Annotated in this window: 14 protein-coding genes; 4 read left to right on the plus strand and 10 right to left on the minus strand. The window is 66.5% G+C overall.

Annotated elements, in window-relative coordinates:
- Positions 1 to 76 precede the first annotated feature (76 nt).
- Both ACOAMO_RS06280 and ACOAMO_RS06285 read left to right on the plus strand, forming a co-directional pair.
- A complete protein-coding gene (locus ACOAMO_RS06280; protein WP_420176730.1) occupies positions 77 to 1,003 on the plus strand; it encodes a 1,4-dihydroxy-2-naphthoyl-CoA synthase in 927 nt (308 codons plus the stop codon).
- Positions 1,004 to 1,147: 144 nt separating this feature from the next.
- Positions 1,148 to 2,092 (plus strand): type IV toxin-antitoxin system AbiEi family antitoxin domain-containing protein, encoded by a 945-nt coding sequence (locus ACOAMO_RS06285; RefSeq protein ID WP_420176731.1) that lies wholly within the window; start codon positions 1,148 to 1,150, stop codon positions 2,090 to 2,092.
- Between the two features lie 75 nt (positions 2,093 to 2,167).
- Here the strand turns inward: ACOAMO_RS06285 and ACOAMO_RS06290 are convergent, their stop codons facing one another.
- The 10 genes from ACOAMO_RS06290 to ACOAMO_RS06335 form a co-directional block, all read right to left on the minus strand.
- Positions 2,168 to 3,661 (minus strand): aldehyde dehydrogenase family protein, encoded by a 1,494-nt coding sequence (locus ACOAMO_RS06290; RefSeq protein ID WP_420176732.1) that lies wholly within the window; start codon positions 3,659 to 3,661, stop codon positions 2,168 to 2,170.
- Positions 3,658 to 4,350 carry an HD domain-containing protein gene (locus ACOAMO_RS06295; RefSeq protein ID WP_420176733.1) on the minus strand — a complete coding sequence of 231 codons (693 nt, stop codon included), beginning with the start codon at positions 4,348 to 4,350 and terminating at the stop codon, positions 3,658 to 3,660. The genes ACOAMO_RS06290 and ACOAMO_RS06295 overlap by 4 nt, the downstream gene beginning before the upstream one ends.
- Complete coding sequence (locus ACOAMO_RS06300; RefSeq protein ID WP_420176734.1) at positions 4,347 to 5,597, minus strand: NAD(P)/FAD-dependent oxidoreductase; 1,251 nt, start codon at positions 5,595 to 5,597, stop codon at positions 4,347 to 4,349. The genes ACOAMO_RS06295 and ACOAMO_RS06300 overlap by 4 nt, the downstream gene beginning before the upstream one ends.
- A 1-nt stretch (position 5,598) precedes the next feature.
- Positions 5,599 to 5,919: a 2Fe-2S iron-sulfur cluster-binding protein gene (locus ACOAMO_RS06305; RefSeq protein ID WP_420176735.1), complete on the minus strand. Its 321-nt coding sequence runs from the start codon at positions 5,917 to 5,919 to the stop codon at positions 5,599 to 5,601.
- 87 nt (positions 5,920 to 6,006) lie between these two features.
- The gene (locus tag ACOAMO_RS06310; RefSeq protein ID WP_420176736.1) at positions 6,007 to 6,759 is read right to left on the minus strand and encodes an SDR family NAD(P)-dependent oxidoreductase; all 753 of its coding nucleotides are present in this window, start codon (positions 6,757 to 6,759) and stop codon (positions 6,007 to 6,009) included.
- Entirely contained in the window at positions 6,752 to 8,599 is a 1,848-nt protein-coding gene (locus ACOAMO_RS06315; protein ID WP_420176737.1) for a PEP-utilizing enzyme, read from the minus strand. Before ACOAMO_RS06315 ends, ACOAMO_RS06310 begins: the two co-directional genes overlap by 8 nt.
- Positions 8,600 to 8,704: 105 nt before the next feature.
- On the minus strand, positions 8,705 to 9,805 hold the full coding sequence (locus tag ACOAMO_RS06320) for a PEP/pyruvate-binding domain-containing protein (protein ID WP_420176738.1): 1,101 nt from the start codon (positions 9,803 to 9,805) through the stop codon (positions 8,705 to 8,707).
- The gene (locus ACOAMO_RS06325; RefSeq protein WP_420176739.1) at positions 9,802 to 11,073 is read right to left on the minus strand and encodes a cytochrome P450; all 1,272 of its coding nucleotides are present in this window, start codon (positions 11,071 to 11,073) and stop codon (positions 9,802 to 9,804) included. The genes ACOAMO_RS06320 and ACOAMO_RS06325 overlap by 4 nt, the downstream gene beginning before the upstream one ends.
- Before the next feature lie 73 nt (positions 11,074 to 11,146).
- Positions 11,147 to 12,010, minus strand: coding sequence for an IclR family transcriptional regulator (locus ACOAMO_RS06330; RefSeq protein ID WP_420176740.1), 864 nt, complete (start codon positions 12,008 to 12,010; stop codon positions 11,147 to 11,149).
- Positions 12,011 to 12,158: 148 nt separating this feature from the next.
- Positions 12,159 to 13,109 carry a LysR family transcriptional regulator gene (locus ACOAMO_RS06335; protein ID WP_420176741.1) on the minus strand — a complete coding sequence of 317 codons (951 nt, stop codon included), beginning with the start codon at positions 13,107 to 13,109 and terminating at the stop codon, positions 12,159 to 12,161.
- Between the two features lie 171 nt (positions 13,110 to 13,280).
- Here ACOAMO_RS06335 and ACOAMO_RS06340 point away from each other — a divergent pair, with 171 nt between their 5' ends.
- The gene (locus tag ACOAMO_RS06340; RefSeq protein ID WP_420176742.1) at positions 13,281 to 13,994 is read left to right on the plus strand and encodes a substrate-binding domain-containing protein; all 714 of its coding nucleotides are present in this window, start codon (positions 13,281 to 13,283) and stop codon (positions 13,992 to 13,994) included.
- An 11-nt stretch (positions 13,995 to 14,005) separates the two neighbouring features.
- Positions 14,006 to 15,061: an amidohydrolase family protein gene (locus ACOAMO_RS06345; protein ID WP_420176743.1), complete on the plus strand. Its 1,056-nt coding sequence runs from the start codon at positions 14,006 to 14,008 to the stop codon at positions 15,059 to 15,061.
- Positions 15,062 to 15,082 lie beyond the last annotated feature (21 nt).

Genomic DNA, 15,082 nt, shown 5'->3' on the forward strand with positions numbered 1-15,082 from the left:
CACCGGGGCGAAGGCTTTCACTCAGCGGTAGTCCTCGGGTGGGACGGTGTGGTTTGCGGACCGATAGGCTCCGGGCATGGTCGACAATCCCTTCAAGCCCGAGCTGTGGGACGAGGTTCCCGGCTTCGACTTCACCGACATCACCTACCACCGCGCCAAGCAGGTGCCCGCCGTGCGCGTGGCAATCAACCGGCCAGAGGTGCGCAATGCCTTCCGGCCGCACACCGTCGACGAGCTGTACACGGCCCTGGAGCATGCCCGGACCAGCGCCGACATCGGCTGCGTGCTACTCACCGGCAATGGCCCCAGCGCCAAGGACGGTGGTTGGGCCTTCTGCTCCGGTGGAGACCAGCGGATCCGCGGCAAGGCCGGTTACATGGCCGAGACCGACGAGGGAACGGGGGCCAACGACGGCTCCGCGAAGCCGTCGCCGATCGACCAGGCCAAGCTCGGACGCCTCCACATCCTGGAGGTGCAGCGCCTGATCCGCTTCATGCCCAAGCCGGTGATCGCCCTGGTGAACGGCTGGGCGGCAGGCGGTGGTCACTCGCTGCACGTGGTCAGTGACATGAGTCTGGCCAGCGCCGAACACGCCAGGTTCAAGCAGACCGACGCCGATGTCGGCTCCTTCGACGCCGGCTACGGCTCGGCCTACCTGGCCCGCCAGGTGGGGCAGAAGGTGGCCCGCGAGATCTTCTTCCTGGGTCAGACCTATGACGCGCAGCGCGCCTACGAGATGGGCACCGTGAACAAGGTCGTCCCGCACGCGCAGCTCGAGGACGAGGGCTTGGAATGGGCACGGATCATCTGCGGGAAGTCCCCGACGGCCCAGCGGATGCTGAAGTACGCCTTCAATGCCATCGACGACGGTCTGGTGGGCCAGCAGATCTTCGCGGGTGAGACCACCCGCCTGGCCTACATGACCGACGAGGCCGTCGAGGGTCGGGACTCCTTCCTGGAGAAGCGCGACCCCGACTGGAGCGCCTTCCCGTACTACTACTGAGCTGGCCAATCGTCTTGGTCAGACTTGTGTGTCACTCTTCCAACGCAACTCTGACCGGGGCGATTGACCCGTGGTGTTGTCCGTCTGTTGTCCGTGGTCGTTCAGCCCTTCCACGAGTCCGGGACCTCCAGCAAGGCTCGTGGCATGCCCCGACGCATCCCCATCCCACCCCCGCTGCTGGCACTCGCGAAGGCGCAGGCTGGGGCGGTCACCATGGCCCAGTGCCGGGCGGCTGGTCTGCCGAGGACCGGCGTGGCCCGACTCGTCGCCGAGGGCTTGTGGGCCAAGGCAGGGCGCGGTCTCTACGTGACGCACTGTCTGGCATGGGGCGCTGCCACACGCCAATGGCTCGCGCTGCTTGCTGCCGGTGATGGAGCAGCTCTGGGCTTCGAGACTGCCGCTGCCCTTCAGGGCTGGCAGCCGTCCACCGATGCGGTCCATGTGGTGGTGCCACATGCGCGCCGGGTGGTGCAGTGGGGACCATGGCAGGTCCACTCCTCTCGGATCGCCTTTGCGACCCGCGGGGATCCGCCATGTACCTCCGTGGAACGAACCGCCTTGGACATGGTCCGGGCGGAGCCCTATCGGGCCGCCTCGGTACTTGCTGACGTGGTGAACTCACGCCGCACCAACCCCACGCGAATACTCAAGGAGTTGGAGAAGTTCGAGCAATTCCCTCGTCGCGAGGTCGCACGCGGGATCCTGGGTGATGTGGGAGAAGGGGCCCTCAGCGTCTTGGAGATGATGTGGCTTCGCGACGTGGAACGTGCCCATGGGTTGCCGCGTGGTGAGCGTCAGACCAGAAGCCGGGCGGGCTACCGCGACATCCGCTATGGGCGGCTCGTCGTCGAGCTGGATGGCCGTATGGGACACACCGGGTCCCGGGGTTTTCGTGACATGGATCGCGACAATCTGCACGTCCTGCAGGGAGAGACAACCATGCGCTTCGGTTTCCACGACACGGACACCCGCCCTTGCGCTTGCGCTGCCATGGTGACGGCCGCACTCCGCATGCTCGGGCACCCCGTCGACTGGCGGTCATGCCGACGCGGATGCGTGGAGTCGGAGGCCTTGCTGGATCGAACCTGACCTGGCCAAGTGAACCGGTCAGACTTGCGTTGCACTGTTTCAACACAAGTCTGACCAGGTCATGAGACCCAACGCTCAGGGCAGGTGGATGGACTTGAAACTGAGGTAGGCGTGCAGCCCCTCGACGCCGTACTCGACGCCCAGCCCGGAATCATGCCGCCCTCCGAAGGGGGCCGAGTGGTTCGACGCGAAGAAGTTCACCCCGACCGATCCCGAGTCCACCCGCTCGGCGACGGCGCGAGCCGCCTCCACGTCGCCACCGAAGACGATGCCGCCCAGACCGAAGTCAGTGTTGTTGGCAATCGCGATCGCCTCGTCGACGCCGTCGTACTTCATGACCGTGAGCACCGGGCCGAAGATCTCCTCGCGCGCGATTGCCAGGTCGGGAGTCACGTCGGCGAAGACGGTGGGCTGGATGAACAGCCCCCCGGCCAGCTCACCGGGCAGCGACGCGAGCGCCCCACCGGTGGTGACACGAGCTCCCTGCTCATGGCCCAAGGCCAGATGACGCTGCACAGAATCGAACTGCATGCGGTTGGCCAAAGGGCCGAAGACCGTGTCCTGGTCGAAGGGGTCGCCCTGCCGCTGCTCCGCGATGGTGCGGGTGACCACCTCCACCACCTCCTCGTAGCGCTCGGCGGGTGCCAGGATCCGGGTGGAGATGTAACAGGTCTGGCCCGTGTTGCGCAGGCAGGAGCGCACCAGACGAGAGCCCAGCAGCTCCAGATCTGCGTCGGGCAGCACGATGGCCGAAGACTTGCCGCCCAGCTCCAAGGTCACCGGGCGCAGCAGTTCCCCACAGGCCGCCGCAATCCGACGCCCCACCGGGGTGGACCCGGTGAAGGCAACCTTGTCCACCTGCGGGTGGCGCACCAGCAGATCGCCGGTCTGTCCGCCACCGGTCACCACGTTCACCACGCCGTCCGGGACGCCGGCAGCAGCCAAGGCTTCCACGACATAGCGGATCGACAGGGGAGTGGAGGGTGCCGGCTTGATGACCACGCTGCAACCCGCCAGCAGGGCGGGTGCCAGCTTGATGACAACCAGGTTGATCGGGAAGTTCCACGGCGCGATCAGGGCACACACGCCGATCGGGTCCCGCTTCACGACGGTGCGGGCCCCCGGCGAGGGAGGTTTGGGGAAGACCCGCACGTCCTCATCGTCGATCACCGGGGCCAGGGTGGCGAAGTAGCGCAGGATGCTTGCAGCATTGGCAGCAGCTCCCGCCGTCTCGGCCACCGGGGAACCGTTCTCGCGGGTATTGGTCATGGCGATCAGGTGTGCGCGAGCCTCCACCTCGTCGGCGGCACGCAGCAGCACTTCGGCGCGCTGGCCGGCTGTCATACGACGCCAAGCGCCGGAGTCGAAGCTCTGCCGGGCCGCGCCGACGGCGGCATCCACGTCGGTGGCGTCACAGTCCGGGGTCCGGCCCCAGACCTCACCCGTGCTGGGATCGGCCACCTCGATCGTCTCGGTGGCATGGGCCGCGACGTAGGCTCCGTCGACGTACAGGTCGGCGACCTGCTGGTGTGGCAGCGAGGCGGCGGCCGCCCGAGTGATCTGGCTCATCGCAGGATGTCCGTCCGCAGCAGGGCGCGGGAGCGAGCCAGATCGGCGGTGGCCATGGCATGGCCAGCCTCCGTGTGCAGCTCGGGGACGATCTCCACCTCGAGCCGATCGGTGTACTGGTCGGGCGTCATTCCGAACCACGACGAGGCCAGCGCGATGCCCACCTGGTCGAAGCGCCACAGTCGGTCGGCGTCACGCATCAGCGCGTCTTCCAGCGAGTGGGCCACCTGACGGGTGTCGTGGCCGTCGATGATCGCGCAGACCCGCTCCACGAAGTCCGCGCCATGACCCAGCTCGGGCAGCACCTCACGGGCGATCTCGCAGCCCTTCTTCTCGTGCTCGAAGCGGATCTGCGCCTTGCGCCAGTCTCCGCTGAAGCCCTCGGAGATGATCTTGCTCTCGTCGACGCGCTTCCAGCCGGTGTCATGGAGCAGCGTGGAGACCAGGACGATGTCGGCATCGGCATCCGGATGTGCCGCGCACAGCCGTTCGGCGTAGGCCACGACGATCGGCAGGTGGATGTCATTGCCGCGTACCCGGGTGCACTCGACAACGGCCTTCCAGATGGGGTCCAGGTCGAGGCGGGTCGAGGGGGTGGAAGCGATGGGGTCGGTGTTGATCGGGCCGTGGGCCTTGATCAGCGATCCCTGTTCGTAAACGGTGTGGCTGGCCTCAGCGGGGGCAGTCATGAGTCTTCCTTTCGGATCAGGGACTTCAGGGGGACGTCGATGTCACCGGCCTGGTCACTGGGGATGTCGTGTCCACGGGTGAGTGCGCCGCGCACCGCCATGAAGTCGACGGGCGAGTTGATGCAGTCGGCCGCGATGATTCGGCCGGCGCGGTAGTAGAGGACGGAGAACTTGTCGGCGGCGGGATCCTGCCTCAGCACGGTCTGGTCATGGCCCATGCTGAGGCCTGCGATCTGCAGTTTCAGGTCACCCTGGTTGGACCAGAACCACGGGATGCCGCGGTACTGTTCGGGCTGGCCAGCCAGCCACCAAGCGGCCACCTTGGCGTGCTCGACGGCATTGTTGACGCTCTCCAGCCGGATGCGTTCGTCGGCCGGTGCGCCGGGCGTCGGGTTGGGGATGTTGGCGACGTCGCCGATGGCGATGGTGTGACCGTCGGAGCAGATCCCATGGGTGTCGACGACGATTCCATTGTCCACCTCGAGGCCCAGCTCTTCGGCCAGCTCGGTGTTGGGGATGACCCCGATGCCCACCAGCACGAGCTGGGCAGCGATCACCTCACCGTCGGCCAGCTGGACGCCGGTGACCCGTCCGTCGGTGCCTTCCACCGACTCGATCCGGGCGCCGAGCCTGATGTCGAGCCCGGCCTGGCGGTGTGCTTCCAGAAAGTAGTCGCTGGTCTCGGTGCCCACGGCGCGTCCCACCAGGCGTTCGCCGTATTCCAGGACGGTGACGGTCTTGCCCATGGAGTGCAGGCTGCGGGCCGCTTCCAGGCCGATGAAGCCCCCGCCGACGACGACCACGTCGGTGACCTTGCCGGCACGAGCCTTCAGATCCAGGGCATCGTCGGCATTGCGCAGTGCCAGCACACCGTCAAGATCCGCGCCGGGAACCTCCAGCTGACGGGCCCTGGCGCCTACGGCCAGCGCCAGCTGGCTGAAGGGGAACTCGGCTCCGCTGGCGGCGATGGCCACGCCGGACCCGTCGTCCTGGCGATCGATGCGGACGACCCGCTCACCCTTGACGACGGTGATGCGGTGTTCGTCCCAGAACTGCTGGGTGCGAAAGATCAGCTGTTCCTTGTCCATGGTGCCCTGCAGGAATTCCTTGCTCAGGGCGGGGCGCTGGTAGGGGCGGTGGTCCTCGTCACCCAGCAGGGTGATGGGGCGCTCGTCGCCCAGACCGCGCAGCGATGTGGCCAGCTGCACCCCGGCTTGGCTGGCACCGATGATCAGCAGGCCTGTCATGTCACACCTGCGTTTCGGGGGTGGTGACCCGCAGGTCCATGCCCTCGGTCAGCTTGATCTGGCAGGACAACCGGGAGTTGTCCTGCTGGTCCTCGGAGGTGCCCCACAGCATCTCCTCCTCGACGCCGCTGCGCTCGGGCAGCTCGTCGAACTGATCGGGGTCGACGAAGACGTGGCAGGTGGCGCACGAGAGCGATCCGCCGCACTCGCCGACGATCCCGTCGACTCCATTGCGCACGGCGGTCTCCATCACGGAGTCGCCGACATTGCCCTCGATGGTGCGGGTGGTGCCGTCATGGCTGGTGTAGTGGACGGTGGGCATGGTTGTGCTCCTGTCAGGTGTGTCTGGGCGGGCTGCCGGCGCGGTGTGGCGCGTCGGCAGCCCCTTTCCTTGCGGGGTGGTGGTTGGTCAGATGAACTGTCGGCCGCCGTCCACCACCAGCGTCTGGCCGGTGATGAAGCCGGAGTCGCCGCCGGCCAGGAAGAGCACGGCCCCGACGATGTCCTCGGGCTGGCAGGCCCGCTTCAGGGAGCCGCGGTCGACGCCATAGGACTCGGCATTGTCCATCAGCCCGTAGCTGGCCTCGGTGAGGGTGAAGCCCGGCGCCACCGCATTGACGGTGATGCCGCGCGGACCCAACTCCTTGGCGAGCACGCGGGTCAGGCCGATCACGCCGCTCTTGCTCGCCACGTAGTGGGCCCACTGGGCTGAGCCCGAGAAGACCGTTGCACTGGACAGGTTGATCACGTGCGAGCCCTCGCCCAGGTAGGGGCTGCAGGCGCGGGTGACCTGCCAAGGGCCCTTGAGGTTGACGCCCATCACCAGATCCCACTCGTCGACGTCGATCTCCTCGAAGGGGGTGCGAGTGATGGTGGCGTAGATGGCGGCATTGTTGACCACTGCGTCGATTCGGCCAGCGCCGATATCGGCCGCGGCCTTGGCTGCTTGCTCGCAGCTGGCCCTGTCGGTCACATCCACCTGGACGCTGGTGGCGCGTCCGCCGGCCTCGGTCACCAGCTGGGCTGTCTCTGCGGCGCCGGCTTCGTTGATGTCGGCGCAGACCACGTGGTGGCCGCGTTCGGCGAAGCCCAGGGCAAAGCTGCGCCCCAAACCACCAGCGGCCCCGGTGACCAGGGTGGCGCCTCGTGTCTGCTCAGCCATTGCCCGATCCTTCGTCCAGGATCTCGACGGTGCCCTTGGCGCCATCGACGCGCAGCAACTGACCCGTGCGGATCTTGGTGGTGGCGGTGCCGGTGCCAGTCACGGCCGGCAGCCCGTACTCGCGGCAGACGATGGCGGCGTGGCTCATCATGCCGCCGATGTCGGTGACGGTGGCGGCGATGGTGCCGAAGATCGGTCCCCACGACGGGGCGGTGATCGGCGCCACCAGGATCTCGCCGGGCTGCACCTCGCTGAGCTGGTCGGAGTCGGTGACCACCCTGGCGCGTCCCTCGGCCTGGCCGGGGGAGGCCGCCATGCCCTTGAGCTGGGTGGCGTCGTGCTCCACGTCGGGATCCGCCTCGGCCAGCCACTGCTCCACCTGTTCGGTGGTGATGCCCCACAGCATGCGGGTGAAGGGTTCGGTGATGGAGGCCGGCGGGGTGTTCAGCGCCGGCTGCGGACGGGCGGTCTTCAGCGCCGCGACCAGCTTGCGGCGACGCTCCACCACCTCGGGCCAGTAGGACGGTCCGATCGGGCCACCGGGGGCACCGATGCCCCAACCGGTGACCAGGTCGAAGATCGCATCGCGCACCTCGTTGCGGCTCAGGTAGAGCAGGTCGTCCTCCTCCGGCCAGAAACCCTCGGCATGGAAGACACGGCTCAACTCGCGCACCTTGCGCCAGAAGACGCCCATGGTCCAGTGCTCGATGTAGAAGTTGTGGTTCTCCACATAGGGATAGGCCATCGCGGCCAGGTTGCGCTTCTGGTCGAAGGTGGCCTGGTCCTCGTCGTCGAGCAGGTCGCGGTACTCCTGCACGATCCGGTCGCGCTCCTCGATCAGCTCGGCCACCGGGCGCATGATGTCCTGGCCGTCCTCGAGCCGACGGATGTAGTCCTTGATGAAGCCCAGGGGCAGTTCCAGGTGCTCGTTCCAGTAGCGGTCATGGCCGTAGAAGCCATTGCCGATGGTGAAGTTGAACCAGGGCTCACGCGAATTGTCCATGGCCTGCAGCCAGGCGCGACCGTGGGGTGCGGCCTTGAGCTTGGCGATGGTGCCCTCGACGTCATTGGTGTCGGCGAAGCAGTTCTGCAGCCCCAGCCGCACCGCCAGGTCGGCGAGCTTCTTGAGCTCGTCGTCGGGCCGGAAGAGCTCCATGTCGACGCCCTGCACCATCGAGGCGATCGACTGGTCGGGGATCGACGGGAAGACCTGCTTGCAGAAGTTGAAGAAGTCCAGGTAGGCGATGTAGCCCAGGTTCAGGAACTCGAAGTGGTACTGCCAGTTCTGGTAGGTGAGGTTGATCAGCTTGTCGTAGTTCTCGATGAGCTTCTCGGAGCCGTCCTTGCCCACCCCGTCGTTGATGTGGCGCATCGGCACCATGGCCGGGGGCTTCTCGAAGTGGATCGCCTCCATCTCGGAGATGGTGCCACGCACTTTGGCGTGCCACTGGTCCAGCAGTTCGGGCCAGTTCTGGTAGTAGTGCGCCAGGCGCTCCTGGAAGTGGGGCACGCGCTCGGCCATCTCGGCCTCGGGCACCGGGATGGGGCTCATGTACAGGTAGCCCAGGTGGATGCGGAACTCGATGCCGTTGGCATTGGGGATCATCAGGTGGCGCGCGTTGTACTGACCCAGGCACTTCACGGCGAACTCGCCGCCGATGGTCTCGAAGGGCTTGAAGACGGTGGGCCAGTGCTGCGAATCGCAGAACCAGAACTTCTCGTCCTCCTGCTCCTTCAGATTGTCCTGGAAGACCAGGTAGTACGGGTAGAGCTCCTCCCAGCCCTCGGCGCCCTCGGGCACCTTCAGGTCGGACGGCTTCGGGAACGACTTCATGGACATGGCAGAACCTTTCAGGCGCGACGATGCGCCGGTGGTGCAGTGTCAGGTGGGTGGCGGCGGGTCTGGCGCGACCCGCCGCCGGGCTCGTCGTGGGGACGGTCAGGGTCAGTTGGCGAAGGGGATGGCGCTGAGCACCGAGCTCAGGTCGAAGCCACCGGGAGAGCCAGCAGGAGCCGCTGCCGGCTTGGGCTCGGTGGCCTTCGGCTTCGAGGAGTGCACCGTCTCGGGACGGGCCTGCAGGAGCAGCAGGTTCTCTCCGTCGGGCAGGTCCGCGTCCAGCGCCCATTCGATGTCCTGCGGGCACTTGTAGTGCTTCTCGGCGGCCTTGGCCATCGTGGCGACCTGGACCAGTTGTTCGTCGCTGAGGCAGCGCGCGGTGCGCCGTTCGGCCTCGACGTCCTTGTGGACCAACTGGCCGGCCTCTGCGTCGGGCACCAGTTCGTGGTGCTTGTCGCCGATGTGCTCGGTGACGGTCTGCATGGTGACCTTGTCGAGCAGGAAGTTGTCCGGGGTGACCTCGCCGGAGACCACCAGTTCACCCACGCCGTAGGAGGCATCCACCACGATCTTCGACTTGTCGCCATTGGACGGGTCGATGGTCATGGCGACACCGGAGACCTTGGCGTTGACCATCTTCTGCACCACGACGGCCATCGACAGGCCCTCGTTGGGGATGTTGTTCTTCAGGCGGTAGATGATGGCCCGGCTGGTGTAGAGGCTGGCGAAGCACTTGCGGATGTGGGTGCCTACGTCCTTCCACCCGACCAGCCACAGGTAGGTGTCCTGCTGTCCGGCGAAGGAAGCATCCGGCAGGTCCTCCGCGGTGGCGCTGGAACGCACGGCGACCGGGACGGGCTGGGGGAACTGGGCCATCAGCCGGTCGTAGGCGGCGACCGCGGCGTCGTGCACATGTGCCGGCATGGGCTTGGAGAGCAGCTCGTCGCGGATCTGGGCCGAGACGCGGTCAACCTCGGAGACGTCGTCGGGATTGAGCCCGTCGAGCAGCGTGTGGATGTCCTGGGAGATGCCGGCCTCGTCCAGGAAGGCATCGAAGGAGGCCGTGGTGACGACGAAACCGGGCGGCACGGGCATCCCGGCACGGGTCATGGTGGCCAGCGACTGGCCCTTGCCGCCGAGCGCCTCCAGGGTGGGCTCGATCTCGTCGTCGAAGAACTGGATCTCGGGGATCTGCACGGTGGTGCTCATGCGGGGCTTCCTTCCCAGGTGACCGGCACCGTCAGCGGTACACGGAATGAAATGTTCTTGCGGAACTCGATCTCGTCGGGGGCAACGAGCTCGAGGTGGGGAGCCAGTCGGGCGATCTCCTCGACGGCGATGCGCGCCTGCAGGCGGGCCAGCATGTTCCCCAGGCAGAAGTGGATGCCGTAACCAAAGGAGAGGTGCTCGCGGGCATTCTCTCGAGTGATGTCGAACTGGTCAGCGTTGGTGAAGCGCTCCTCGTCGCGGTTGGCCGAGCCCATCAGCAGCAAGAGCTCATCGCCTTCCTTGATCGGCTGTCCTCCCACTTCGGTGTCCTTGAGTGCCTTGCGACGCCAGGCCACGATCGATCCCGAGTAGCGCAGCACCTCGTCGATGGCGCCGGAGATCTTCTTGGGGTTCTCCACCAGCTGCTCCCACTGGTCCCGGTGCGCCAGCAGCACACGCATGCAGTTCGAGATGAGCGTGGTGGTGGTCTCGTGACCAGCAAAGAGCAGGGAGTAGCACAGCGAGGCGATCTCGTGGTCGGTGATCTCCTGGCCCTCCTGCTGGGCCTTGACCAGGTCCGCCACCAGGTTGTCGCCACCTTCGGCATGCGCCTTGCTGACCAGGTTCTGGCAGGCCTGCCAGTAGTCGACGAGCTCGTGGGCGTAGGGGATCTGCTCCTCGTCGCTGAGGTCCTCCCAGGTCATGGCGGCTCGGGCGACGCTCCAGCGCTTGTAGTCGTCCAACCGGTCCAGGTCTTCACCGATCAAGGTGAGGATGGTCAGGGTGGGCAGCTCGTAGGCGATGTCACGCACGATGTCCGCATCGTTGGCGCCCTTGGCCAGCATCTGCTCGATCATGCTGACGACCTTGGCCCGGATGCGGGGCTCCAGCACCTTGTAGCGACGCGGGGTGAACATCTTCTGCACGATGCCGCGGATCCGCGTGTGGGTCGGTGGGGTGCGAGCGCTGAGGCCCGAGTAGGCGGTGAAGCCGCCGTCGTTCATGATCTTGGTGGCCTGCGGGCCACGTTTGCGGACGGGGGCCTGGGCATTCTCGCTGGAGAAGGTCTCCCAGTCCTCGAAGACGGCCTTGACGTCGTCGAAGCGCGAGACGACCCAGAGGTTGGTGCGCTCGTCGAACATCACGGGCTCTTCAGAACGCAGGCGTGCGTAGGACTCGAAGGGGTCCTTCATCTCGAAAGGCTCGTAGCCGTGGTACTTCTCGCCTGCCAGTGAGGCGTGGTCGACCGGGCATCCAGTGGTGCTCATGGTTCAGCTCCTTCTCGCGATCTCGTCGTTGAAGTTGCGCGATGGAGCGAGTCTGTCCCGTGTGTGAGCTATGTCACTCTCGTTGTTTCCGTTCAGTGGAATCCAGTTTCGAGGAGTTTCCTCGATCTGCGTGTGGGTAGGAACGCAGGGCAATGTCGCTGCTGGTGCGCAGCAGCGTCTCGAGGGGGATGTGCACCGTCGCCTGCTCGATGCGCTCCGAGATCGCCCGGAGCGCGGGCAGGAACTTGGTGAGGTTGGCCAAGTTTGTCGTGGCCGTCACGATGCCGATCGAGGCACCGACCCTCCCCGTGTGGAAGACGGGCACTGCCACGGAGCTGCTACCCACCCGGATCTCGTCCATCGAGGTGGCAAAGCCCTGTTGGCGCACCTGTTCCAGTTCGCCGCGCAGCTGGACCGGGTTGGCATGGGTGTGAGGGGTGGGTTGCTCGAGATCGGCATCCAGGTAGGCCTCGAGCAGTTCATCGGGTGCCTTGGCCAACAACACCTTGCCCACGGCGGTTGCGTGCAGCGGAAGGCGCCCGCCCACTCGCGAGGCCCTCGGGATGCGTCGCGAACCGTAGAAGCGATGGATGAACAGGCTGTCGCGGCCGTCCCTGATGGCCAGCTGCGAGGTCTCGCCGGTGATGTTGTGCAGGTCTTGCACGTATGGGCGAGCGGTGTCGCGCAGGGCGCGCCCGGCGTGCTGGCTGAGCTCCCACAGCCGCAGGCCCAGCTGGTAGCGGCGCTGGCTGTCACGGCTGAGCGCACCCCACTCCTCGAGTTCGGCGGCCAGGCGGTGGGCGGTGCTCAGCGGCAGGTTTGCCTGTTCGGCGATCTCCTGCAGGGTGAGCGAACGCCGTCCTGACTCGAAGGCCTCCAGGATCGCGAGGGTCTTGGACGCCACTGTGCGTCCCGCATCGCGGTTGCCGCCGGCCATGGTTGCTCCTGTCTGGCTGTCTACGCCCGTGCTGTGGGGCAGGTGGGCTGCTGTGTGGAGTCCAATGTGGCACCGAGGCGGTTCTCTTGGTGGTCGGTGGCCGGGCTGGGCTCATGGACGTGCGAGGGGCGCTGGGCTTGCGGCTTGCTCAGGTGTCGAGGTCGGCGATGCCGCTGATGGCCTCGGCGACTGTGTCCAGTACCCAGCGTTGTTGCGGCGAGCAGGCGTGGGCGTGACGGCTCCAGGCCGCCAGTCTCACGCCCTTGATTGGCCAGGGCAGGGGTAGATGTCGCAGGCCGCCATTGGCCGCGAAGGTCTCGGCCACGTACTGGGGGGCGATGGCCACGGCGTCGCTGTTGCGCAGCAGGTTGGGCAGGGCCGAGTAGCGGGGGACCTCCACGGCCACCCGCACACCGTGCTCGCGCTGCAGGCGAGGTGGTTCCTGGTGACCGATCGCCCCGTTGACCACCACGTGCTGCTCGAATTCCAGCTGGTCACTGGACACTGAATCACGCAGCCGAGGATGACGATCGGACAGGAGCACCACATAGTGCTCCTGGAGCAGGTCTCGGCGGGCGAGTCGTCGGGAATCGAAGTGCGCCCCCGAGACGAAGCCGTCCAGCTCACCTCGCAGGACCTGGTCTTCCACCTGGTCCACGTCGAGGGGGTGGATCGCCAGGTTTGAGGCAGGCGACAAGGCATGGATCGCACCCCACATGCGGGGCAAGAGCGTCGCCTCGCCGGCATCCGAGAGTGCCAGGTGGAAGGTGGTGCCCTCGCTGGTTGGGTCGAACTCGTCCTGCCCCTCGAAGGCGGAGTCGATCGCGTTGAGCGCCTCGACCAGCGCGGGGTAGGCGTACCGAGCACGGGCGGTGGGGGTGACGCCTCGCCGCTCGCGCAGGAAGAGCTCGTCGCCCATCTGGCGACGCAGTCGGTTGAGGGCGTGGGTCACTGTCGGTTGGGACAGCTGCAAGCGTTGTGCTGCAGCCGTCACGGAGCGGGTCTCGTAGATCGCCACGAAGGTTCTTGTCAGGTTCAGGTCGGCCGGCCCCATGACGAAAGCATAGATGTCATCTATGGCATCTTGCAGGATCTTCAATGGCTCTTTCCATCTGAATGGGCTTCTCCTTGTGACATAGTTCACAGCGTGTCGGCATCGAGGTCGGCACGAAGACCATGAGGAGGATCGATGACGACCACTCTGCACGTGCCCGAGACGCGTCGTGCCGGGCGGCCGTCATGCACCTCGAGCAGGCGGGAGGACGTTGAGATGAGCACCGCTCTTGTGGGACTGGGGTCCATGGCCACCCGACACCTGCTGGCAGAGATGGAAGGGTTGGCCGCCGCCTCCGGGGTGGCCGCAGTCCGCTTCAGCGCCGGTGGCGGCGTCGAGGTGGCTGAACGCATCCGACAGCGGGAGCAGGCTGACGTTGTCGTGCTGGCCGCCCGCGCAGTGGAGGAGCTGGCCGACCAGGGCCACCTGCTGGCGGAGACGGTGCGCCCGGCCTTCGTCTCCGAGGCCGTGATCGGGGTTCCTTCCGGCAGTGACGCCAGCGTCCCCACCGATACTGGACAGTTGCGCCAGCTGCTGCTGGACGCCTCGAGCATCGGCTATTCCACCGGGCCCAGTGGCAAGGCCTTCCTGAGTCTGGTCGAAGAGCTCGGACTCACCCGACAGCTCGACGGTCGGCTGGAACAGGCCCGTCCCGGACACCCGGTGGGCGGCATGGTGGCCCAGGGCCAGATCGACGTCGGGATCCAGCAGCTCAGCGAGATGGCCGGCTTGGCCGGCGTGACCGTGCTGGGACCGCTGCCCGAACCGCACCGCATCACCTCGGTCTTCGTGGCTGCCGTGGCCGCCACCAGCCGTCGCCGTGAACAGGCCACTGAGCTGGTCGAGTTCATCACCAGCCCCTCCCACCGCGAGCTGGTGGAAGGCCACGGCATGTCTCTCGCCGCCCAAGACCCATCCACCGCTTCGTGACCCACACGCCCATGAACACCGCTGCACCGAAGGAGCACGCAATGATCATCGACTGCCATGGCCACTACACCACCGCCCCGAGCCCGCTCGGCGACTGGCGCGACCAGCAGATCGCCTTCACTGAGGGCAAGGGCGCCAACCCCAGCAGCGACCCCGTCATCACCGATGACCAGATCCGCGAGTCGATCGAGCAGAACCAGCTGCGCCTGATGGACGAGCGTGGCACCGACCTGACGATCTTCAGCCCACGGGCCTCCTTCATGGCCCACCACATCGGCGACCTGGAGGTGAGCAAGCGCTGGGCCACCCTGTGCAATGACCTGTGCCACCGGGTCAGCCAGCTCTATCCGGAGCGCTTCGCAATGGGAGCCATGCTGCCGCAGTCGCCTGGCGCGGACCCGGCCACCAGCGTGCCCGAGCTGCGTCGAGTGGTGGAGGAGCTGGGTGCCGTCACTGTGAACCTCAACCCGGACCCGTCGGGTGGCAAGTGGACCGCCCCGCCGCTGACCGACAAGTCCTGGTACCCGATCTACGAGGCCCTGGTGGAGTACCAGATCCCCGCCATGATCCACGTCAGCACCTCGTGCAACCCGGCCTTCCACACCACCGGCGCGCACTACCTCAATGCCGACACCACCGCCTTCATGCAACTCATCCAGGGCGACCTGTTCCGCGACTTCCCCGAGCTGAAGTTCGTGATTCCGCACGGTGGCGGTGCAGTGCCCTACCACTGGGGGCGTTTCCGTGGGCTGGCGATGGCGCTGAAGAAGCCGGAGTTGGACGAACACCTGCTCAACAATGTCTTCTTCGACACCTGCGTCTACCACCAGCCGGGCATTGACCTGCTCACCGAAGTGGTCCCCACCAAGAACATCCTGTTCGCCTCGGAGATGATCGGTGCGGTGCGTGACATCGATCCCCGCACCGGGCACCACTTCGACGACACGCTGCGCTACATCAAGGCCACCGACCGGATCGACGAGCAGCAGAAGCAGCAGGTGCTCAGCCAGAACGTCCGCGCCGTCTATCCCCGCCTCGACCAGCAGCTGGCCGCGCGCGGCCAGTGACCGCCTTCACCCGAACAGCAC

This window comes from Luteococcus struthionis (genome assembly GCF_048595755.1).
In the GTDB taxonomy this organism is placed as follows: Bacteria; Actinomycetota; Actinomycetes; order Propionibacteriales; family Propionibacteriaceae; genus Luteococcus.

What these genes read in the sequence shown, in the direction of transcription:
- ACOAMO_RS06280 (WP_420176730.1), top strand. Translation starts at nt 77, where the DNA reads ATGGTCGACAATCCCTTCAAGCCCGAGCTGTGGGACGAGGTTCCCGGC.
- ACOAMO_RS06285 (WP_420176731.1), top strand. Translation starts at nt 1,148, where the DNA reads ATGCCCCGACGCATCCCCATCCCACCCCCGCTGCTGGCACTCGCGAAG.
- ACOAMO_RS06290 (WP_420176732.1), bottom strand. Translation starts at nt 3,661, where the DNA reads ATGAGCCAGATCACTCGGGCGGCCGCCGCCTCGCTGCCACACCAGCAG.
- ACOAMO_RS06295 (WP_420176733.1), bottom strand. Translation starts at nt 4,350, where the DNA reads ATGACTGCCCCCGCTGAGGCCAGCCACACCGTTTACGAACAGGGATCG.
- ACOAMO_RS06300 (WP_420176734.1), bottom strand. Translation starts at nt 5,597, where the DNA reads ATGACAGGCCTGCTGATCATCGGTGCCAGCCAAGCCGGGGTGCAGCTG.
- ACOAMO_RS06305 (WP_420176735.1), bottom strand. Translation starts at nt 5,919, where the DNA reads ATGCCCACCGTCCACTACACCAGCCATGACGGCACCACCCGCACCATC.
- ACOAMO_RS06310 (WP_420176736.1), bottom strand. Translation starts at nt 6,759, where the DNA reads ATGGCTGAGCAGACACGAGGCGCCACCCTGGTCACCGGGGCCGCTGGT.
- ACOAMO_RS06315 (WP_420176737.1), bottom strand. Translation starts at nt 8,599, where the DNA reads ATGTCCATGAAGTCGTTCCCGAAGCCGTCCGACCTGAAGGTGCCCGAG.
- ACOAMO_RS06320 (WP_420176738.1), bottom strand. Translation starts at nt 9,805, where the DNA reads ATGAGCACCACCGTGCAGATCCCCGAGATCCAGTTCTTCGACGACGAG.
- ACOAMO_RS06325 (WP_420176739.1), bottom strand. Translation starts at nt 11,073, where the DNA reads ATGAGCACCACTGGATGCCCGGTCGACCACGCCTCACTGGCAGGCGAG.
- ACOAMO_RS06330 (WP_420176740.1), bottom strand. Translation starts at nt 12,010, where the DNA reads ATGGCCGGCGGCAACCGCGATGCGGGACGCACAGTGGCGTCCAAGACC.
- ACOAMO_RS06340 (WP_420176742.1), top strand. Translation starts at nt 13,281, where the DNA reads ATGAGCACCGCTCTTGTGGGACTGGGGTCCATGGCCACCCGACACCTG.
- ACOAMO_RS06345 (WP_420176743.1), top strand. Translation starts at nt 14,006, where the DNA reads ATGAACACCGCTGCACCGAAGGAGCACGCAATGATCATCGACTGCCAT.